Source organism: Streptomyces sp. NEAU-sy36, assembly GCF_013423905.1.
Taxonomy (GTDB): domain Bacteria; phylum Actinomycetota; class Actinomycetes; order Streptomycetales; family Streptomycetaceae; genus Streptomyces; species Streptomyces misionensis.
On record NZ_CP058977.1, the window covers coordinates 4,635,099 to 4,656,687 of the forward strand.

At 72.9% G+C, this 21,589-nt stretch carries 14 protein-coding genes; 6 read left to right on the forward strand and 8 right to left on the reverse strand.

The genetic code is table 11. The features are described 5' to 3' along the window. Positions 1–33 precede the first annotated feature (33 nt). Entirely contained in the window at positions 34–2,670 is a 2,637-nt protein-coding gene (locus HZZ00_RS21025; RefSeq protein WP_180327884.1) for a two-component regulator propeller domain-containing protein, read from the reverse strand. Positions 2,671–3,055: 385 nt separating this feature from the next. Then, positions 3,056–3,316, reverse strand: coding sequence for a hypothetical protein (locus HZZ00_RS21030; protein WP_180327885.1), 261 nt, complete (start codon positions 3,314–3,316; stop codon positions 3,056–3,058). Positions 3,317–3,563: 247 nt separating this feature from the next. On the opposite strand from HZZ00_RS21030, the gene HZZ00_RS21035 reads away from it, so the two are divergent. The 5 genes from HZZ00_RS21035 to HZZ00_RS21055 all read left to right on the forward strand — a co-directional run bounded on the left by HZZ00_RS21035 (position 3,564) and on the right by HZZ00_RS21055 (position 11,538). Then, positions 3,564–6,056, forward strand: coding sequence for a SpoIIE family protein phosphatase (locus HZZ00_RS21035; RefSeq protein WP_180327886.1), 2,493 nt, complete (start codon positions 3,564–3,566; stop codon positions 6,054–6,056). Positions 6,057–6,236: 180 nt separating this feature from the next. Further along, positions 6,237–6,653, forward strand: a complete 417-nt coding sequence (locus HZZ00_RS21040; protein ID WP_180327887.1) for a PaaI family thioesterase — start codon at positions 6,237–6,239, stop codon at positions 6,651–6,653. Positions 6,654–7,329: 676 nt separating this feature from the next. Further along, positions 7,330–9,501, forward strand: coding sequence for a TIM-barrel domain-containing protein (locus HZZ00_RS21045; protein WP_257585983.1), 2,172 nt, complete (start codon positions 7,330–7,332; stop codon positions 9,499–9,501). A gap of 126 nt (positions 9,502–9,627) precedes the next feature. Further along, complete coding sequence (locus HZZ00_RS21050) at positions 9,628–10,860, forward strand: chitinase (RefSeq protein WP_180327888.1); 1,233 nt, start codon at positions 9,628–9,630, stop codon at positions 10,858–10,860. A 177-nt stretch (positions 10,861–11,037) separates the two neighbouring features. After that, positions 11,038–11,538: a hypothetical protein gene (locus HZZ00_RS21055; protein WP_180327889.1), complete on the forward strand. Its 501-nt coding sequence runs from the start codon at positions 11,038–11,040 to the stop codon at positions 11,536–11,538. 32 nt (positions 11,539–11,570) lie between these two features. Here the strand turns inward: HZZ00_RS21055 and HZZ00_RS21060 are convergent, their stop codons facing one another. The 6 genes from HZZ00_RS21060 to HZZ00_RS21085 all read right to left on the reverse strand — a co-directional run bounded on the left by HZZ00_RS21060 (position 11,571) and on the right by HZZ00_RS21085 (position 19,954). Further along, positions 11,571–14,945: a pyruvate carboxylase gene (locus HZZ00_RS21060; RefSeq protein WP_180327890.1), complete on the reverse strand. Its 3,375-nt coding sequence runs from the start codon at positions 14,943–14,945 to the stop codon at positions 11,571–11,573. A gap of 178 nt (positions 14,946–15,123) precedes the next feature. After that, a complete protein-coding gene (locus HZZ00_RS21065) occupies positions 15,124–15,996 on the reverse strand; it encodes a hypothetical protein (protein WP_180327891.1) in 873 nt (290 codons plus the stop codon). 319 nt (positions 15,997–16,315) lie between these two features. After that, entirely contained in the window at positions 16,316–17,176 is an 861-nt protein-coding gene (locus tag HZZ00_RS21070) for an RNA polymerase sigma-70 factor (protein WP_180327892.1), read from the reverse strand. Further along, positions 17,173–17,751 carry a carboxymuconolactone decarboxylase family protein gene (locus HZZ00_RS21075; RefSeq protein ID WP_180327893.1) on the reverse strand — a complete coding sequence of 193 codons (579 nt, stop codon included), beginning with the start codon at positions 17,749–17,751 and terminating at the stop codon, positions 17,173–17,175. Before HZZ00_RS21075 ends, HZZ00_RS21070 begins: the two co-directional genes overlap by 4 nt. Before the next feature lie 82 nt (positions 17,752–17,833). Further along, positions 17,834–18,943, reverse strand: a complete 1,110-nt coding sequence (locus HZZ00_RS21080; protein WP_180333642.1) for an MFS transporter — start codon at positions 18,941–18,943, stop codon at positions 17,834–17,836. 681 nt (positions 18,944–19,624) lie between these two features. Further along, positions 19,625–19,954 carry a DUF6343 family protein gene (locus tag HZZ00_RS21085; RefSeq protein ID WP_180327894.1) on the reverse strand — a complete coding sequence of 110 codons (330 nt, stop codon included), beginning with the start codon at positions 19,952–19,954 and terminating at the stop codon, positions 19,625–19,627. Between the two features lie 382 nt (positions 19,955–20,336). On the opposite strand from HZZ00_RS21085, the gene HZZ00_RS21090 reads away from it, so the two are divergent. Next, positions 20,337–21,587 carry an MFS transporter gene (locus tag HZZ00_RS21090; protein WP_257585984.1) on the forward strand — a complete coding sequence of 417 codons (1,251 nt, stop codon included), beginning with the start codon at positions 20,337–20,339 and terminating at the stop codon, positions 21,585–21,587. The last annotated feature ends 2 nt before the right edge of the window (positions 21,588–21,589 follow it).

Sequence of the window (21,589 nt, forward strand, 5' to 3'; positions counted from 1 at the left end):
GTGCGGCCGCCCCTCCCCCGCTCGTACGACCGGTCAGTGCAGCTTGCGCACCTCGATGGTGTAGATGCCCCGGCCGTGGGTGGCGGCGTACAGCGTGCCGCCGTCGGGGCTGGTCCTGAGCTGGAGCACGGCGACGGCGGGCAGGTCACCGACGCGCTTCCAGGTGGTGCTGCCGGGCGCCCGGTGGACGACGCCGAGGTCGGTGGCGACGGCGAGACCGCCGTCCGCCGTCACCAGCGCGGAGTTGGTGGGCACGTCGGGCAGGTTGCCGGAGATGTCCTTCCAGGTGGTGCCGCCGTCGGTGGACTCGAAGACGTGGCCGTCACCGGCGCCGGGGCCCTCGGTCCAGTGCCGGGAGAAACCGTTGACCGTGAGGTAGACGTGGTCGGCGTCGTGCGGGTCGATGGCGAATCCGCTGAGGTAGCGGTTGGGCACCGTGCCGTCCACGGGCAGGTTGATGTCGTGCCAGCCGGTGCCGTCCGCGTTGCCGACGGCGATGCCGCGGGCGAAGCCCACGCTGTCGCACGGTCCGCACCAGGCTGCGTAGACCTTGCCGCCGGACGCGGCGACGGCGGTGGCGGTGCGGCCCTTGCCGAGGTCGTGGGCGCTGGTCCACTCGGAGCCGCTGCGGATGGCGTAGCCGTGGTGCTGCACCCAGATGTGCCGGCCGCCCGCGACCCAGGTGTCGCTGTCCGACAGGTCGGCGGCGAGCGGGGCGATGAAGCGGGCCTCTCCGGTGGCGTTGTCGGGCGGGGCGACGGAGTACGACGTCACCTTGCTCGGGTCGGTCTCCCAGCTGCCGTCGTTCACGGCGCAGTTCTGGGTGACCTGCACGGCGAGGTAGACGTACTCCTGGGCGATGTTGCAGCCGTTGGCGGGGTCGGTGAGGGTGTCGCCGCCGTCGCCGCCGAAGTTGGAGCCCATCACCTTGTCGTTGCTGCGCAGGATCGACTGCCCGTTGTCCTGGAGACCGCCGGTGACGGAGACGCCCCCGTTGTCGAGGTCCTTGCCGATGCCGACGGAGTAGTACTCCAGGGTGTCGATGGTGCCGTCGTTCAGGGACGTCCAGTCGGTGGCGTGACCGGAGGCGTCCTGGGAGCCGTTGAGCGGACGCTTGTAGATGCCGCCGTCGTTGCCGACGTACACGAACGACTTGCCGTGGTAGCTGCCGATGGCGACGCCGTGCTGGTCGGAGTGGGTGGTCTGGTTGCAGTCACCGGTCTGCTTGGCCGGGTCGATGCTCCAGCAGGGGAAGGTGAAGTTCCAGTACGGGCCCACCGTGGACCAGTCGTTGCCGCCGTCCTTGGTCTCGTAGACCTCTTCGAGACCGGCGTACACGTGCTGCGGGTCGCCGGGGTCGACGGCGAGGAACTGGTTGTACCAGGCCTGCACGCCCGGCATGTAGCCCTCGGAGTCGAGCGCCGAGTTGTCGGCGGCCAGCCCCTTGTAGTCGGCGATCTTCGTCCACGGCCCGGTCGGCGAGCCGGACTTGGAGACGTAGATGCCCTCCAGGCCGCTGTCCGGGTTGGTCTTGAGCTGCTCCGGGGACTGGTCGATGGCGTAGTAGCGGGAGCCGTCGGCGGAGCGGGCGAAGGTCACGTTGCCGACGTCGTCCGGGTCGGCCGGGAGGTCGCCGAGGCCGCTGGTGATCCGTGTCCAGGTGCCGTCGACCTTGGTGTAGAAGCCGTTGTAGTCGTCGCCGCTGCGCCAGCCGACCGCGAGGACCACCTTGCCGGGGTCCTCGGGGTCGATGGCGATGTCGTTGGCGATGTTCTTGTACGCCGCCGACGGGTCACCGGCCTTCGGGCCGTTCGGCAGGTAGTCCGGGTTGGGCGCGAACTCCAGCTTCCAGGGGCCGTCGAGGTTCCTGGTGGAGTGGCTCCACACGCCCTCGCTGGTGGCCGCCCACACCTTGCCGCCGCCGAAGCGCAGCTCGTGGATGGTGGTGCTCTCCAGCTCGTCGCCGCCGACCCGAGTGCGCCGGGAGAAACGCTGGTGGTGCGGGTGGGCGAGCACGTAGACGCCGCTGCCGAGGTAGGCGTCGGAGTTGGTGGTGGCCTCACCCGTGCCCAGCCACAGCCGGCCGTCGTCGTCGACCGCGAGGGCGCCGGTGGACTGGGAGGGCAGGTCGTCGCTGATGGGCTGCCAGTCGCCGCCCCCGGTGTGCGAGCGCCACACGCCGCCGCCCGCGCTGCCGGCGTAGACATAGCCGTCGTCGTCGGCAGCGACGGCGGCCATGCGCCCGGTGACGTTGCCGGAACCGCCGCTGGAGTTGGAGTCGTAGTCGCGGTAGCGCGGGTCGTCCGAGTTGTACGGCAGGTCGGTGATATTGCGCCAGTCGCCGCCGGTGCTCTTCAGCTTGGCGAGGTCACCCCAGGCGGCGCCGTACGCGCCCGGTGCGACGATGCCGGGCGAGGTGCGGGCCTCGGCGTACTGGTCCGCGCCCTCGGCGATCTCGTCCGCCTCGTTGCCGTCGTCGTCGTCCGCGGACAGGTGCGGCGACATGGCGCCGACCGACTGCGTCCGCTCCTTGGCGAGTTGGTCGAGGGCACGGACACCGAAGGGGCTCGCCGAGCGGCCGGCGGCGGACGAGGGTATCGCCACCAGCGCGGCCGACGCGGTGATCGCACAGACGGTGAACCACCGTCTTCTGCGGGGTGTTTGGGACACCAGGCCTCCCTGAACAGGCATGCGGTTCTGCCGACGCAGGAGACCTGATCACAGGAGCGGGCGATATTCCACCACCCTGGTGAACTTTTGACACGTACGCGCCAGTAATGCGACTCACCGCCCGTCACCGGGCCCGTGGGAGCGGCGAGTTGCCCGGCCGGAGGTCCGTCATCCCCGACGGGCCGGCGGACGCGAGCCCTCCCGGCACGCGGCCCGGAAGGCCCAGTCGCGCCCATGACTCCGGGGCGGACTTCCGTTCGGCGGCCGGTTCACGGAGACGGGCGCGGGGGCGGCGGCCGGTGTGACGGCCGCTGCCGTCCCTTGGAGCGGCCGGGACGCCGCCCCCGCTGTCCAGAACCCCCACCGCACAGGCGCGGCAGGTCCCTCAGCGGCCGGAAGGGCCCTGGGGCTCGGGGTCGAGGTGGAGGTAACCGTGCTCGCCGGCCCAGCGGAGCTGGTCCAGGACCCACTGACGGCGGATGTCGGTGTGGTCGTCGGCCGTCCGGACGGCGGAGACGGCCGCGGACCGAGGCGCGCCGGGGGCTTGCGTCACCGCCGAGGCGGGGCCCCCGGCGGCGAGGAGGCCAGCCACCGCGGCGGCTGAGGCGATCGCGACGGCGAGCGGGCGCACAGTCCTCTTGCCCATGATTTCTTCTCCTTGTTCACCCCGCGACGTTGCCGGGCAACGTCACGGACCACGCCTTTCGTCAGGCACTTGAGACCCTAGCCCCAAATTGTTGAAGGATGAACCATTCCGGTGGTGAGGTCCGCCACGCCCTCACCGCACAGGTGGTGGCACCGAACCCCGGCAGCCTGGCCGACACGGATCACCTGGGAGATCCTGAGAGCGGTGAGGATGCCAGGAAAGGGCTCCGAAGGGCAGATGATCGATCATGGTTGGACCGGCGACCAGTGACCGTGCCGAACCCGGGGACCCCTTCGCCGCCGACGACGCCATCGCCACGACCACCCCGGACGGTGCGCTGTCCGCCTGGAGCCCCGGGGCGCGGCGGTTGCTCGGCTACTCCGCCGCCGAGGCCGTGGGCCGGCCGGCGACGGCACTGCTCGCGTCCGCCCTGCCCGACCCGGCCCGGGAGAGCCTCGCCGCGCGGCGGCCCTGGACCGGCCCGGCGGTGCTCCGCGACCGCGACGGCGCCCCGGTGGCCTGCCTGCTCCGCATCCGCCCGCTGACCACCGCGCAAGGGGGCACCGGCTGGTTCGTGGAGGCCGCACGGCATCAGGTGACCGCGACAGCGCCCGAACCGGGCTCCGCCGCGAAGCCTGTCCCGCGGCGGCACGAGGAGGCGGTACGAGCCGAGGACCGGCTCCTGCGCTGGGCCTTCTACCAGTCCCCGTTCGCCCTGGCCATCCACGACACCCAGGGCCGGTTCCTGCGGCTCAACGCCCCGATGGAGCAGCAGATGAACGCGACGGAATCGGATCTCCGGGGACGCCTGATCGCCGACCATCTGACCGACCCGGCGTTCGAGATGTCGGGGCGTGCCGTGGAGCGCGTGGCGGTCACCGGAGTGCCGGAGCGGTTCGAGACCCATGCGCGCGTGCCCGGAGAACAGTACGCGCACGCCTGGATCGTCCATGTGTTCCCGCTCAAGGACCCGGACGGCGCCGTGCGCGGTGTCTACGTCTCCGCGCTCGACTTCTCGGAGCAGTCCGTGTCCCGCGAACGGCTGGCCCTGCTCAACGAGGCCAGCAGGCGGATCGGCAGCAGCCTGGACGTCATCCGCACCGCACAGGAGATGGCCGAGGTGTCGGTACCCGGCGCCGCGGACTTCGTCTCGGTCGAACTCCTCGACGCCGTGCTGCAGGGCGACGAGCCCGCGCCGCTCCCCCTCGACGGCACCATGGAGCTGCGGCGCACGGCGGTCCGCTCCGCCGCGCCGACCGTCGTCACGACGGGCGACCTGGTCCGGTACCCGGACGTCTCGCCGCTCGCACGGTGCCTGGCCACCGGCCGCGGCTGCGCCTACCGGGTGACCGACCCGGAGGTCGCCCGCTGGCTGGCGCAGGACCCCGCCCGCGCCACCTGGGTACGCCGGAACCACCCTCATTCGATGATCGCGGTGCCGTTGCGGGCCCGGGGGGTGAACCTCGGCGTCGCCCTGCTCACCCGCAACGACCCGGCCCTGCCGCCGTACGGAGAGGGCGATCTGAGGGTCGCGGAGGAGCTGGCGGCACGCGCGGCCGTCGCCATCGACAACGCCCGCCGCTACACCCGCGAGCGCACCACCACGCTGGCCCTCCAGCACAGCCTGCTGCCCCAGGGCATCCCCGAGCAGGCCGCCGTGGAGGTCGCCGGGCGCTATCTGCCCGCGGTGTCGCGGGCAGGCGTCGGCGGCGACTGGTTCGACGTGATCCCGCTGTCCGGCGCCCGCGTCGCCCTCGTCGTGGGCGACGTCGTCGGTCACGGGCTGCACGCCTCCGCCGCGATGGGCCGGCTGCGCACGGCGGTGCGCACGCTCGCCGACGTCGATCTGCCCCCGGACGAACTCCTGGCGCAACTGGACGACCTGGTCATCCGCCTCAGCACCGGGCTGGAGACCGGGGCCGAGCCGCCGACCGCGGACCTCGGGGCGACCTGCCTCTACACGGTCTACGACCCGGTCTCCCGCGTCTGGTCGCTGGCCAGCGCCGGGCACCCCTGGCCCGCCCTGCTGACCCCGGACGGCACGGCGGACTTCGTCGAGCTGCCCACCGGTCCGCCGCTGGGCCTGGGCGGGCACCCCTTCGAGTCCGTCGAGGTGCCGCTCCCCGAGGGCAGCCTGCTCGCGCTCTACACCAACGGCCTGGTCGAGGGGCACGACCGGGACGTCGACACCGGTCTGCGGGTCCTGCGCACGGCGCTGGACGCCGCGGTGCCGTCGCTGGAGACCAGCTGCGACAACATCCTCAAGGAGCTGCTCTCCGACCGGCGGCCCGCCGACGACGTCGCGCTGCTCATCGCCCGCACCCGCGCGCTGGACGAGCGAGCCGTCGCCCAATGGGACATCGCCGCCGATCCGGCCGCCGTCGCCGAGACCCGGGCGCTGGCGACCGCGCGACTGCGCGCCTGGGGACTCGACGAGCTGGTCTTCGTCGCCGAACTCGTCATCAGCGAACTGGTGACCAACGCCATCCGCTACGCCGCCCCGCCCGTGCAGCTGCGGCTGATCATGGACAGAACGCTGATCTGCGAGGTCGCCGACGGCAGCAGCACCGCCCCGCATCTGCGCCGGGCCCGCATCCTCGACGAGGGCGGCCGCGGCCTGATGCTGGTGGCCCAGCTCACCGATCACTGGGGCACCCGTTACACCGGCACGGGCAAGATCATCTGGGCGGAGATGCCCCTTCCGGACGAACGGGACGGCGTGACGCCGGGCGGGATGTGACGGGCGGGGCGGGAGACCCAGGGCGCGGCGGCACGGCGGGCGGGGGCCGCCGACGCCGTTACCCGTGAGCGCGGGCGACGACGCCGGCCGCTTGGGAACCGAACTCCCCTTCCGCGCCCGGCCGATGCCCACGGCTGGCAGACTTCCCGATCATCTGGTCCCGATGAAAGGCGGTACGTCATGACGTCCCTCCCCGCGCCGGCCGAACTGCTCTCCGCCATGCCGTTCGCGGCCGGTCTCGGCATCGAACTGCGTCAGGCCACCGCGGAGCGCACCGTCGGCTCGCTGGCCTGGTCACCCGAGGTGTGCACGGCCGGTGGCGCGCTGCACGGCGGGGCGCTGATGGCGCTGGCGGACAGCGTGGGCGCGGTGTGCGCCTACCTCAACCTGCCCGAGGGGGCCGGCGGCACCTCCACCGTGGAGTCCAAGACCAACTTCCTGCGGGCGGTCACCTCGGGCCAGGTGCACGCCACGGCCCGCCCGCTGCACATCGGCGGCACGCTCATCGTGGTGCAGACCGAGCTGCGCGACGACCGCGACCGGCTGGTCGGGCAGACCACGCAGACGCAGATCGTGCTGCGCGGGCAGGCCGGCTGAGCCAGGACCGAGGAGGGGCCGGACCGCGCCGGGAGGCGAGGTCCGGCCCTTCGCCATGGGCGCGGGAGCACCTTCGTCTGCGCCCGCGCTATTGACATGAACCTGTGTCCCCTCCGACCCTTCGTGCGTGAAGTTGCTTGATTCTCCGCTGTTTCGAGCGCTTCCGTGCACGCTCAGCAGTCCGCAATGACGCGAGGGGAGCTGTTCCGCCGTGCGAAGACTCCGAGACCGTGTGCCGTGGCCGGCCTGGGTGCCGCTGGGGCTGGCGACCGCCCTGGCGGCCACCGCGCTGGCCGTCCCGGCGCCCGCCGCGGCCGCCGCCACCGGCGCCGTACTGGACCCCACCCACAGCAGTGTCAGCTGGCAGAGCCCGGTCTACGCCAAGGGCACCGGCGGCGGGCCCGGGGACTGCCCGGCCCCCGGCGCCGACCCCGACGACAAGGTCTGCGACCGCTTCGACCTGACCGTCTCGGTGCCGGACGGCTACTGGGACGACAACCCCGAGGGCGGCATCCCGCTGTCGGTCAAGTGGGAGCACCCCACCGACGACTTCGACCTGTACGTGTACGACGACCACAACACCCAGGTGGCCTCCAGCGCGGGCACCGCCGACCCCGAGGCCACGGTGATCCCGCGGGCGTCGGGGACGTACCACGTGGTGGTCGTGCCGTACGACGTGCACGACAACTCCTTCACCGGCACGGCCTATCTGCCCTCGACCACGGACGCCGGCGACCTCACCTCCTTCTCCGGCCGCGACGGCAGTTACACGATCCGCGCCGGACAGCTCATGGCGCGCGCCGACTTCCTGACGGGTGGGCAACTGCGGCTCCAGGCCGACCCGTCGGGCTCGCTGAGCGACCCCGCCGGAACCGAGATCGTGCGCGGGCAGCCGGCGGTGGACCGGCACACCTCGTCCTTCGACGCGGGCACCTACTACGGCATCCGCACCTCCGACGCCGTGCTGCGCGTGTACAAGAAGCCGTTGCGGTTCGGGCTGTACAAGGCGGACGACCGCACCCGGATCTGGCAGGAGGACAAGCCGCTGCGCTGGTCCACGGGCGGGATGCGGCAGAGCCTCGACCGGGGCGCCGACGAGCAGTTCTTCGGCGGCGGCGAGCAGAACGGCAGCTTCTCCCACCGCGGGCGGACGATGTACGTGGCCAACAGCTTCGACTGGGACGAGGGCGGCTACAACAACTCCCAGCCGTTCTACCTCTCCAGCGCCGGTTACGGCGTCTTCCGCAACACCTTCGCGCCGGGCGTCTACACCTTCGGCTCGCCGGTGACCACCGGTCAGCAGGAGCGGCGGCTGGACGCCTACTACTTCCTCGGCGACGCCAAGCAGGTCATCGGCGCGTACACCAAGCTGGTGGGCAAGCCGTTCATGCCGCCGGTCTACGGTCTCGAACCCGGCGACTCGGACTGCTACCTGCACAACGCCAACCGGGGCGAGCGGCACACCCTGGACGCGCTGAAGATCGCCGACGGGTACGTGGACCACCGGATGCCGCTGGGCTGGATGCTGGTCAACGACGGCTACGGCTGCGGCTACGAGAACCTCCCGCAGACCGCCCAGGGCCTGAAGGACCGGCACGCCCAGCTCGGCCTGTGGACGCAGGACGGCATCGACAAGCTCGCCGACCAGGTCAAGGCGGGCCAGCGGATCGCCAAACTGGACGTGGCCTGGGTCGGCAACGGCTACCGCTTCGCCCTGGACGCCTGCGACGCGGCGAAGAAGGGCATCGAGGACAACAGCGACGCGCGCGGCTTCGTCTGGCTGCCCGTCTCCTGGGCGGGCGCCCAGCGCTGCGGGGTGCTGTGGAGCGGCGACCAGCAGCTGTCCTGGGACTACATCCGCTGGCAGATCCCGACCTACGCCGGGGCCACCATGTCCGGCATCGCCTACAACACGGGCGACGTGGGCAGCATCTACCGCCACGACGCCAAGATGTACGCCCGCGACCTGCAATGGAAGGCGTTCCTGCCGGCCATCATGACCATGGACGGCTGGGCCACCGACCTGACCACCAAGAAGCCCGCCGACCAGCAGCCGTGGCTGGACGGGGAGCCGTACACGTCCATCAACCGCAAGTACCTCCAGCTGAAGGAGCGGTTGCTGCCGTACATGTACACGCTGTCGCGGCAGGCCGCCGACACCGGGGTGGGCGCGGTGCGTCCGCTGTGGCTGGAGTATCCGGACGACCCCGGCACACTGGGCGCCGACGCCACGTACGAGTTCCTGTCGGGCCCCGACTTCCTGGTGGCTCCGGTCTACCAGGACACCGACACCCGCGACGGCATCTATCTGCCGAAGGGCACCTGGACCGACTACTGGACCGGCCGCACGTACCGGGGACCGACCACGGTGAACGGCTACCACGCCCCGCTGGACACCCTCCCGCTGTTCGTGCGCGAGGGTGCGATCGTGCCCATGTGGCCCAAGGGAACGACGAGTTGGCAGACCCGTGACCGGCACGAGCTGGACTGGGACCTGTACCCCTCGGCGCACGCCACCAGCCACTACACGCTGTACGAGGACGACGGCGTGACCCGTGACTTCGCCAAGGGAGCGGCCGCCACCCAGCGGGTCTCCGTGCGGCGGGACGCGGGTGGGACGACCGTGTCGGTCGGCGCGAGCAAGGGCACGTACACGGGCAGAGTGGCCGCGCGGACCTACCGGTTCACCGTGCACGGCTCCTCCGCGCCCGCGCGTGTCCTGGTGAACGGCCGCCAACTCCCGGCCTCCGCATGGTCGTTCGACGCCGCGACCCAGGTCACGACGGTCACCACGGCGAGCCTCCCGATGGACCGGGGCTTCAGTGTGCGCCTGGTCGACGGAAGGTAAAGGGTTGGTATGGTCTAGTCCAAAGCAGAATTTGGTCTAGTCCAACTTATTGACGTGACCGCAACAGCTCCCGGAGGGTGGGGCTCCTCCCCACCCGGGCACACCCCCACCCTCTGGAGGCACGCAGTGAGACGTCTTCACGCATGTCTGAGCGCGGCGGCCGCGGTCACGCTCGCCGCCGCCGGCACCACCGCGCTGGTCGCGACCAGCGCCTCGGGCGCGACCGCGAACACCGCACTGAGCAACCGCTGGTACGCCGCGGCCCCCTATCTGATGCCGCTGGACAACGACCCGCCGGACCCCGCCGCCATCATGGACGCCACCGGCCTGAAGGCGTTCCAGCTGGCGTTCGTGCTCGCACCCAACGGTGGCGGCTGCTCCCCCACTTGGGGCGGCACGGCGGCCGTCTCCTCGGACACCGCGGTGAAGTCGATGATCGACACCATCCGCGCCAAGGGCGGCGACGTGTCCGTCTCCATCGGCGGCTACGGCGGCACCAAGCTCGGCCAGGCCTGCTCGGACGCGGCCTCCACCGCGGCGGCCTACCAGCAGGTCATCACCAAGTACGGCCTGCACGCGATCGACTTCGACCTGGAGGAGCCGGAGTACGAGAACACCGCGGCCGTCAAGAACGAGATCGGCGCCGCGAAGATCCTCCAGCAGAACAACCCGGGCCTGTACGTCTCCGTGACCACGGCCGGCACGGCGGACGGCACCGGCTGGTTCGGCAAGCAGATGCTGCTGGAGGCGAAGTCGCAGGGCTTCACCCCGAACAACTTCTCCATCATGCCGTTCGACGGCGGTTTCAACGGGGCGGCCAGCCAGACCAGCGCCCTGACCAACTTCAACTCGATCCTCCAGTCCACCTTCGGCTGGGACGCGGCCACGGCCTACGCCCACGAGGGCTTCTCCGGCATGAACGGCCGCAGCGACACCGGGGAGATGTTCACCCAGGCCGACTTCCAGACGGTGCTGGACTACGCGACGAGCCACAACATGGACCGCTTCACCTTCTGGTCGCTCAACCGCGACCGGCAGTGCACCCCGCCGGACAACGGGGGCCGCACCTCCGGGACGTGTTCGAGCGTCGCCCAGAGCGACTGGGATTTCGCCAAGTACTCGGTGAAGTTCGCGGGCGCCACCCCGCCGAGCGGCACCCCGACCCCCACCCCCACGCCCACCCCGACCCCGACGCCCACCCCGACCTCCTGCAAGACCGCGTGGAACGCGACCACCGCGTACACGGGCGGCGCCGAGGTGTCGTACGGCGGACACAACTGGAAGGCCAAGTGGTGGACCCAGAACGAGACGCCCGGCGCCTCGACCTGGGGTCCTTGGCAGGACGAAGGCGCCTGCTGAGCCCGCTGGGCGGCCGAGGACGCGTGCGGTGTTCGCCGACCCGCACGCCTCCTCGGCCGCCGTGCGTTGCGGAACCCCGCGGACACGCGGCGTGACCTGCGCGACTGGTGCAAACGGCCGCACCGCCGTAGCGTCGATGGCACCTGCTCGGACACGGCACGAACGGTGGGAGCGGCCATGCGCGGATCAGTGGTGGGTACGGCGGTGACCCTTGCGGCGGGCGCCCTGCTCGCGGCCGGCACGACGGCCTCGGCCAGTCCCCCGACCCCTTCCCCGGCCACCACACCGGCCGGCACCGCGACGGCGCAGGCCCCCGGCGGGGAGCGGGTACTGGTGGACTGCTTCGCCCACCGCAATGTCCGCCCGACCGACTTCATCCTGGCCTGCGGCGACGGCAACAGCCGGCTCAAGGGACTGCACTGGACGTCCTGGGGCCCCGGCGGAGCCAGGGGCACCGGCACCAACTGGGTGAACGACTGCAAGCCGTACTGCGCGGCCGGCACCTTCCGTCCCTACCCGGTGGTGATCCGCCTCAGCGGCGGCACGCAGTGGAAGAAGCACCCGTCCTTCGAGCGCTACACGCAGCTCAGCCTGACCTACACCGGCGCTCGCCCCCAGGGCTTCCGGCATGTGATGTCGTACCCGCTCTGGGACGGCCCCACCTCGCCGCGCGCCTGAGGCCACGCGGCCCCAGGCGCTCCGGCGCGGTCTCAGCCGATCTCGACCAGCAGATCGCCGCCCTCCACCTGCTGGATCCGGTTGATGGCCAGCCGGGCCACCCGGCCGGCCTTCGGGGCGGTGATCGTGGCCTCCATCTTCATCGCCTCGATGGTGGCGACGGTGGCGCCGGCCGCCACGTCGTCCCCCTCGGCCACGGCGAGGGTCACCACTCCGGCGAACGGGGCCGGGACGTGGCCCGGGTTCGACCGGTCGGCCTTCTCCGTCACCGGCACGTCCGAGGCCGCCGCCCGGTCCCGTACCTGGATCGGGCGCAGCTGGCCGTTGAGCGTGGACATCACCGTGCGCATACCGCGCTCGTCGGCCTCGCCGATCGCCTGCAACTCGATCAGCAGCCGCACGCCGGGCTCCAGGTCGACGGCGTACTCCTTGCCCGGGCGCAGCCCGTAGAAGAAGGCCTTGCTGTCGAGCACGCTGGTGTCGCCGTACGACTGCCGGTGCGCCTCGAACTCCCGGGTGGGCGCCGGGAACAGCAGCCGGTTGAGGGTGGTGCGGCGCTCCTTGGCCAGCCCCTCGCGATCCTCCGCGGACAGCTCCGGGACCGGCTTGGCGGCCGACCGGCCGCGCAGTGCCTTGGTGCGGAAGGGTTCGGGCCAGCCACCGGGCGGGGTGCCCAGCTCGCCGCGCAGGAAGCCGATCACCGAGTCCGGGATGTCGAACCGGTCGGGGGTCTGCTCGAAGTCCTCCGGGGAGACCCCGGCGCCGACCAGGTGCAGGGCGAGGTCGCCGACCACCTTGGAGGACGGTGTGACCTTGACCAGGCGGCCCAGAATCCGGTCGGCGGCGGCGTACATGGCCTCGATGTCCTCGAAGCGGTCGCCGAGGCCGAGGGCGACGGCCTGGGTGCGCAGGTTGGACAGCTGGCCGCCGGGGATCTCGTGGTGGTAGACGCGGCCGGTCGGGGCGGCGAGGCCCGCCTCGAACGGCGCGTAGATCCGGCGCACGCCCTCCCAGTACGGCTCCAGGTCGCCGACCGCCTGGAGGTCGAGGCCGGTGGGCCGCTCGGAGTGGTCGGTGGCGGCGACGATGGCCGACAGCGAGGGCTGCGAGGTGGTGCCGGCCATGGAGGCGACCGCGCCGTCCACCGCGTCCGCGCCGGCCTGGATCGCGGCGAGATAGGTGGCGAGCTGGCCCCCCGCGGTGTCGTGGGTGTGCAGGTGCACCGGCAGGTCGAACTCGCGGCGCAGCGCGGAGACCAGCTTGGCGGCGGCCGGGGCGCGCAGCAGGCCCGCCATGTCCTTGATCGCGAGGACATGGGCGCCCGCCTCGACGATCTGCTCGGCGAGCCGCAGGTAGTAGTCGAGGGTGTAGAGGCGTTCGGCGGGATCGCCCAGGTCCCCGGTGTAGCAGAGGGCGACCTCGGCGATCGCGGTGCCGGTCTCGCGTACGGCGTCGATGGCGGGCCGCATCTGGCCGACGTCGTTGAGGGCGTCGAAGATGCGGAAGATGTCGATGCCGGTCGCGGCGGCCTCCTGCACGAAGGCGTCGGTGACCTCGGTCGGGTACGGCGTGTATCCGACGGTGTTGCGGCCGCGCAAGAGCATCTGGAGGCAGATGTTGGGCACGGCCTCGCGCAGCGCGGCCAGCCGCTCCCAGGGGTCCTCGGCGAGGAAGCGCAGGGCGACGTCGTAGGTGGCGCCGCCCCAGCACTCCAGGGACAGCAGCTCGGGCAGGGTGCGGGCGACCACCGGGGCGACGGCCAGCAGGTCCTTGGTGCGCACCCGGGTGGCGAGCAGCGACTGGTGGGCGTCGCGGAAGGTGGTGTCGGTGACGCCGATCGTCGGCGACTCACGCAGGTGCCGGGCGAAGCCCTCCGGGCCCCGCTCGACCAGGAGTTGGCGCGATCCGGCGGGCGGCTCCCCGGCGGGCAGCGCGGGCAGCTTGGTCAACGGGTCGAACAGGTCGGGGCGTTCGCCGTGCGGCTTGTTCACCGTGACATCGGCGAGGAAGGTGAGCAGCTTGGTGCCGCGGTCCGCGGAGGAGCGGGCGGTGAGCAGATGCGGGCGCTCCTCGATGAACGAGGTGGTGACCCGCCCGGCCTGGAAGTCCGGGTCGTCCAGCACGGCCTGGAGGAACGGGATGTTGGTGGCGACGCCACGGATGCGGAACTCGGCGACGGCACGCCGGGCGCGGCCGATGGCGGCCTTGAAGTCGCGGCCGCGGCAGGTGAGTTTCACCAACATCGAGTCGAAGTGGGCGCTGATCTCCGTGCCCGCGTGGGTGGTTCCGCCGTCCAGCCGGATGCCGGAGCCGCCCGGTGAGCGGTAGGCGCTGATCCGGCCGATGTCCGGGCGGAAGCCGTTGGCGGGGTCCTCGGTGGTGATGCGGCACTGGAGGGCGGCGCCGCGCAGGGTCACGGTGTCCTGGGCGAGGCCGAGGTCGTCGAGGGTCTCGCCGGCCGCGATCCGCAGCTGTGCCTGGACCAGGTCGACGTCGGTGACCTCCTCGGTCACGGTGTGTTCGACCTGGATGCGCGGGTTCATCTCGATGAAGACGTGGTTGCCGTCCCGGTCGAGCAGGAACTCCACGGTGCCGGCGTTGCGGTAGCCGATCTCGCGGGCGAAGCGGACGGCGTCGGCGCAGATCCGCTCGCGCAGTGCGGGGTCGAGGTTGGGGGCGGGCGCCAGCTCGATGACCTTCTGGTGGCGGCGCTGCACCGAGCAGTCGCGCTCGAAGAGGTGGATGACGTTGCCCGCGCCGTCGGCGAGGATCTGCACCTCGATGTGGCGGGGATCGACCACGGCCTTCTCCAGGAAGACGGTCGGGTCCCCGAACGCCGAGGCGGCCTCGCGGGAGGCGGCCTCGATGGACTCGCGCAGCTGGGCGGGGTCCTCCACCCGGCGCATGCCGCGTCCGCCGCCGCCCGCCACCGCCTTGACGAAGACGGGGAAGCCGACGTCCTCGGCGGCGCGCACCAGTTCGTCCACGTCGGTGGAGGGCTGGGAGGAGCCGAGCACCGGCACGCCGGCCGCGCGGGCGGCGGCGACCGCGCGGGCCTTGTTGCCGGTCAGCTCCAGCGTGGCGGTGTCCGGGCCGACGAAGGTGATGCCCGCCTCCGCGCAGGCGCGGGCCAGCTCCGGGTTCTCGGAGAGGAACCCGTAGCCTGGGTAGACGGCGTCCGCGCCGGCCCGGACGGCGGCGTTCACGATCTCCTCGACGGAGAGGTACGCGCGCACCGGGTGCCCCGGCTGTCCGATCTCGTAGGCCTCGTCGGCTTTGAGCCGGTGCAGCGAGTTGCGGTCCTCGTGCGGGAACACGGCGACGGTGCGCGCGCCGAGTTCGTACCCCGCCCGGAACGCGCGGATCGCGATCTCTCCACGGTTGGCGACCAGCACCTTACGGAACATCCTGGATCCCCTTCAGCTGCCTGCCGGCGACGAACGTCATGGTGTGAGCCACGCCCTGCCCTGCGTTTCCCGCGGCAACCCTAGGGGCTGCCCGTCAGGGCCTGTATGCGAAAACCATCACACCGGGGATGTGTGCGGCGCCACAGGCGCGCGCGGGCCGGTCAGCGTTCGGGGGACGTCATCGCACGGGCACCGTAGGAGCCGCAGGAGCCGCAGGAGCCGCAGGGGCCGTAGAAGCCGCAGGGGCGGTAGGAGCCGCAGGGGCGGCAGGGAGGGTCGGGCCCTCGGTCGTCCCGTGGAGCGCCGGTCGGGGGGCGCGGGTGGGCCGCAGGGAGCGTACGAGGGTCCGGAGCCGTTGCCGGCGGCCGTGCAGGAGGCCGAGGACGACGGCGGAGCCCACCGCGATCAGGTGTTCGCGTCCGGCGAGGTTGGGGACGGCGATCGACTCCCACACCATCGAGCCGCCGGTCAGGACGAACACCACGGGGGCGCGCCGGACGACCGAGAGGTAGGTGAACAGGCCGACGACCGCCGCCGAGGGCCCGGTGTCGAGGATGTGCCCGCACTCGGCCGGGAGGCCGAAGCCCCACCAGCCGGGCCCCGCCGCGATCATCGCCCGGGCCACGAGGGTGCCGGCCAGCGTGGTGGCGTAGGAGATCGCGAGGGTACGGGAGCGGCCGAGGGTGAGTTCGGCGAGGGCGAAGGCCAGGAACAGCTGGGTGATCCCGGCCCAGACCGGCAGGTCGAGCGCCGGGACGTACAGCGACACCGGGGTGCGCAGCAGGGACAGCCACAGCGGCAGGTCGGCCTTGACGCCGCCGAGCCGGGTGACCCAGACCGCCCCGGTGGGGTGCTGGGCGATGTCGTGGAAGAAGATGACGCCGAACGCGGCGACGAACGCCAGCAGCAGCCCGGACAGTCCGCGCCGGGCGAGCTGCCGTACCGGGTCGACGACGATGGCGTGCCACTCGTGGCGCAGCGTGCGCCACGTGAACCGGGCGAGGCGGGCCGCCGCCGGGCGGAGCCGGTCGAGGTGCCCTTCAGCGCTCATGAGACGGGACAGCCCGTCACCTTCGACGCACCTCTCATCCGCACATCGCCCCCCTTCGCCCCGTGTCCGGCGGTCGGCCGTACGAAGCTCTTCCCGTGGTCCGCCCGTTTCAGGCATCACCGAACGGATGCCCGTGTACCCCCGGCCGCATGGTCGTGCGGCCGGGAGACAGTTCAGCGAGCCGGACGGCCACCGTCAAGATCTTCCACGGGTGGGAAGCCCCACAGGCGGACGGAACGGCGCGAAAGCAACCCTTCCCCCCTTCCCGGCGTCATCCGATACGGCCTCTCCAGCCCGCCGTCCGGACGCCCGCCCCCGGTCACCGGGCCAGGGCGACCGGCTCGTCCAGTCGGGTCAGTTTGTCCGGGTTCGCCATGGCGTGGACGCGGGTGACCCGGCCGTCGGCCACCACGAGGCTCAGGGCGGCGAGCCGGCCGTCGGTGTCGATCCGGGCCGCCGGGGCACCGTTGAGCCACACGGTCGTGGTCCTCGACGCGGACCGGTCCACGCCCGCCAGGAGCGTCGCCACCCGTTCGGCCCCGTGGACCGGGGCGGGGGCGGCGGCCGCCAGCCCGCCGCCGTCGGCGACGAACACCACATCCGGTGCCATCACCTCCAGCAGGTCCTGGACCCTCCCGCTGTGCAGTGCGGCCAGGAAGCGCTCCAGCACGGCCTGTTGCTCCGAGCGGCTGACCCGCACGCGGGGCTGCCGGGCCGCCACGTGCGCCCGCGCCCGGTGCGCGATCTGCCGCACGGCGGCCGCGGACTTCCCGACGGCCTCGGCGATCTCCGCGTACGGCACGTCGAAGACCTCGCGGAGCACGAAGACCGCGCGCTCCAGGGGCGCGAGCGTCTCCAGCACGGTCAGCATCGCGAGCGAGACGCTCTCCGCGAGTTCGACGTCCTCCGCGACGTCGGGAGTGGTCAGCAGGGGCTCGGGCAGCCACTCGCCGACGTACTCCTCCCGGCTGCGCGACAGCGTCCGCAGCCGGTTGAGGGCCTGCCGGGTGACGGTGCGCACGAGGTATGACCGGGGGTCGCGGACCCGCGCGTGGTCGGTGCCGGCCCAGCGCAGCCAGGACTCCTGGAGGACGTCCTCCGCGTCGGCGGCCGAGCCGAGCATCTCGTAGGCGACGGTGAACAGCAGCCTGCGGTGGGCGACGAACGGGTCCTCGGTCATGCGGCGGACGTCCCGTGGGGCTCGGCGGGCCGGGTGGCGAGCGGGATCTCGCAGGCGTCGGAGAAGCCCTGCGAGGTGATGCCGCCGGCCACGTTGGCCCGGGTGGCGAGGTTGACGAAGGCGATGAACGCGGTCAGTTCGACCATGGCGGGCGCGCCGAGCCGGTCCAGGAGGCTCGCGTGCTGGGCGTCGGTGACGGTCGGCGGGGTGTTCGTCATCGCCTCGGCGTACGCCAGCACGTCCCGCTCCAGCGGGGTGAAGACGTCCGACTCGCGCCAGACCGGCACCTGGCTCGCCTTGGCCAGGTCCAGCTTCTGGTTCCGCGCCTGGAAGTAGCCGACGTCCAGGCACCAACCACAGCCGACCTGCGCCGCCACGGCCATGTGCGCGTACGACTTCAGACTCGCGTCGGCGGCGTTCCAGGCGCCCACCTCGGCGCCGAACTCCAGGTTGGCGCGGGCGACTTCGGGGTTGTGCCAGAGCGCCGCGATGTTCTCGGGCACGGCACCGAACCGCCGGACCATGTTCTCCTCGACCTCGGCGGGGAGCGGGGCCTTCGGGATACGCGGTGTCATGGTGTCCTCCTCGTGTGTCCGACGGGTACGGCATGAAGACACCGGTGCGCACGGGAATGTGACAGCGTCCGCGCGGCGGGCGCTACGGGCGGCGCGGTCGCCGGGTGCCGAGCAGCACGGCGCAGGCGGCGGCGGTCAGCAGCCCGCCGACGAGGAACGTGCCCCGCACCTCCAGCAGCGGCAGGACCAGTGCGCCGAGCGCGGCGCCCGCGGCGATGCCGGCGTTGTAGGCGCCGGAGTTGGCCGCGAGGGCGAGGTCCGTGCGGCCGGGCGCGCACCGCAGCATCTCGTTCTGGGTGGTCATGAACACCGGGCCGAGGGCACCGCCCGTCAGCGCGAGGAACACCACCGCGGCCACCGGCCGGGTGCCGAGCGCGTACAGCCCGAGCATGCCCACCGCCTGGACGGCCACGGCGGCGGTGAGCGCCGCCCGCGGGAAGCGGTCCAGCAGCGCCCCGGTGATGCTCACCCCGGCCAGGCACGCGGTGCCGAACACCACCAGCAGGACGTCGACGGCGCCGGGCGAGAACCCGCCGACGCCGCCCAGGAACCGCACGATGTACGTGTACCCGGTGAACGCCCCGGTCGCGGACAGGGCGCCGGCCGCCAGCACGGTGGCGAACCGGCGGGCGTCGGGGGCGCTCGCGTAGGCGGCGGGCTCCCCCTCCGGCGGCGAGGTCGGCAGCAGTGCCGCGATCGTCACCAGCGACACGGCTCCCAGGGCGGCCGGCGCCCCCATGGACACCCGCCAGTCGGCCCACCGGCCCAGCCAGGTGCCCGCGGGGACGCCCAGCACGAGGGCGAGGGAACCGGCGACGGACAGCGCCGCGATCACCCGTCCGCGGACCCGGGGCGGGAACAGGCCGACGGCGACCGGTCCCGTCACGGCCCAGAACAGAGCCTGCGCGAGGGCCGTCAGCAGCCGCGCGAGCAGCAACAGCTCATACGAGTGTGCAAGCGCGGCGAGGAGGCTGGAGGCGACGAGGGCGGCCAGCAGTCCGGTGAGCACATGGCGCCGGGGCACGGCCCGGGTGCCGTGGGCGAGCGGCAGGGAGGCGATCGCGACCGTCACGCCGTATCCGGTGACCAGGAGCCCCACGGCGGACAGCGGGACGTTCAGGCCGACGGAGATCAGCTCCAGCAGCCCGACCGGCAGGTTCTCGGCCGTGTTGAAGGTGAGGGCGGCCAGCATCAGCGCGCCGAGCACCGCCGGTCCGCGCCAGGAGGCCGCCCGTCCCGCGACGGCATGGTCCGTCCTGTGCGCCGGTGCGGTGGCGCTTTCCGCTGCTTCCATGGGTCCAGCTCACCGAGGGCACCGGCCGCCCCGCAACACAATTCCCGGCCGCCGGGCGTGCCGGCGGCCGGGGGGGGAAGAAACCTGCCCCGCCGTGTGCGGGGAGGCTTCCGGACCTCGGGGCACGGCGGGGCGGTACGGCACTCACCCTGCCCCCGGAATCCCGGATTCAGAAGCGTGCGGTTGGCATATTCACGGCCTGCTCCCGGCCAACCGCGGGCAAAGCGCGGGGCGCTCCCTGGTGGTGTCCGGACGGCCGGGTCAAGCGGTGCCGCGGGCGCCGACCCCGTGCAGGAACGTGTCGACGACCCGGGTGGCGAGGGCGTCCGGGGCGGCGTCGGTCCGCGGGGCGCGGGTCGCGGCCTCGTGCATTCCCATCGCCCTGTACGACGGCCAACGCCGCGCTCGCTCACCGCGTTCGGCAAGGCCCTGGCGGAGGAGACCGGGCCGCGGGGCGTACGGGTGAACACCGTCTCCCCGGGCCGGTGCGCACCGCCATGCGTACCGCAGCGGCTCGGCCGCGGCGGCCGGCGCCTGCGCGGCGGACGCCGACGGCACCACGCGGGGGCCCGGACCGGGTCAGCGGGCCGGGCCGCGCTCGCGGCGTCTGCGGGCCGTCACCCGGACCAGGTCGAGTGCCGCGGCCAGGGCGAGAACCCCGCAGATCACCGCGAGGGCGGTCAGCGGGCCCTCGCCGGGACTGTCACCGGGGCGCTGGTGTGCGGCCCAGACGGCGAAGCCCGCGGTGGCGGCGGCGAACACGGGCAGGAAGAGGGCGGACAGGATCAGCCGCAGGCCGAGGGCGCTGCGCGCGGTGGCCGGCTCGCTGCCGCTGGGGGTGCGGCGGGCGGTGCCGGAGCGTGCGCGGGGCTCCGGCGGAGCCGGCCGTCCGTGGCGGTCGTCAGCCATAAGGGCCTCCTTCGGGTGACCACGGGGTGTGCCCTCCGCGTAGCCCGTGCCGATGCCCGCGAAACCGGCACCGGACGGTGCTTGTGAGCAACCCCACCCGGGGCGTCAACCGGCTTGCCGCAGGGGACTTTTGGGAGTCGTGCGGCACTGCCGGACACGGTGCTCCGAGCGGTGGTCGCCCGCCGTCTGCCACGATGGTCGACGCCCTGACCGAATGGTCCGGCCGTGCAGCGCAGCCGGCCCGATGGCCACCGTCGGTCGCTTTCCCGACCCCCTGGTTGTCGAGTACCCCGTCGTGCCCTCTTCCTCTGTCCCGGCCACGCCCGCCTCCCGTACCGCCCCCGCCTCGCGCGCTCCGTGGCGGTCCCTGCGCCACCGGGGCATGCGCTGGTGGTCGGCCGCGAACTTCGTCTCCAACGCCGGCACCTGGATGCAGCTCACGGTGCAGAACCTGCTCGTGCTGCACATCACGGGCTCGGCGGCGGCCACCGGTCTGTCGATGTCCGTGCAGGCCGCGCCCGCCCTGTTCGTGAGCCTGCTGGGCGGCGCCGCCGTGGACCGCTGGCCCCGCAAGCTCACGGTCGCCGTCAGCCAGGCCCTGCTGGGCGCGGTCGCCTTCACCACGGCGCTGCTGGTGGCGCTGGACCGGATCGACATGACGTCGCTGCTGGTGCTGGCCGCCGTGACCGGTGTCATCGCCACCGTCGACGGACCGGCCTGCGCGCTGCTCGGCAACGACCTCGTACCCGTGGAGGACGTGCCGTCCGCGATCGGTGTCGGCGCCCTGGTGCACAGCGCGGGACGGCTCGCGGGCACCGCGCTGGCCGGGGTCACCGTCGCCCTCCTCGGCACGGGCGCCGCCTATGCGGCCAACGGCCTCTCCTTCCTGTTCGTGGCGGCGGTGGTGCCGTTCCTGCGGCCCGTGCGCGGGGCCGCCGAGCGGCCGGCGGCCGAGCCGCGGGCGGTGCCGGAACGGGCGGAGATGAGCGTGCGCGAGGGGCTCACGTACTTCGTGCGGCGGCCCCGGCTGATGGCACTGGCCGGGATCACCGGCATCAGCTCGGTCTTCGGCCGCAACTACGGTCTCACCCTGGCCGTCCTCGTCACCGGGCCGCTCGCGGGCGGTGCCGGCTCGTTCGGCACCGTCTCCACGGTGCTGGCCGTCGGCGGCATCCTCGGCGCGGTGCTCGGCGCCCGGCTGCGCCGCCCGTCGGTGCGCACGGTGGGACTGCTCGCGGCAGCGGGCGGCCTGCTCCAGGCGGTGGCCGGGGTGTCGCCGTCGCTCGCGGTGCTGCTCGTGCTGGTGCTGCCGATGGCCGTGGTGGAGTCCGTCTCCGACACCGCGGGCACGGCCGTGCTGCAGACCGATCCGCCCGCGCATCTGCGTGGCCGGGTGCTCGGCGTGTGGAGCAGCATCGGCACGGTGTGGAGCCTCGGCGGGCCGCCCCTGCTGGGCCTGCTGATGCAGACTGCCGGGGCGCGCGGCGCCCTCGTCACGGGCGGCCTGCTGATCGCCGCGTCGGTCGGCGCGGGTCTGCTGGTGCGCCGCCGCGGCGGTGTGCTGCCGGTGACGGCGCTGCCCGCAACGGACGGCGAGGTCACCGGGCGGGCCGCCCTGGGCACGGCCGCCTGACG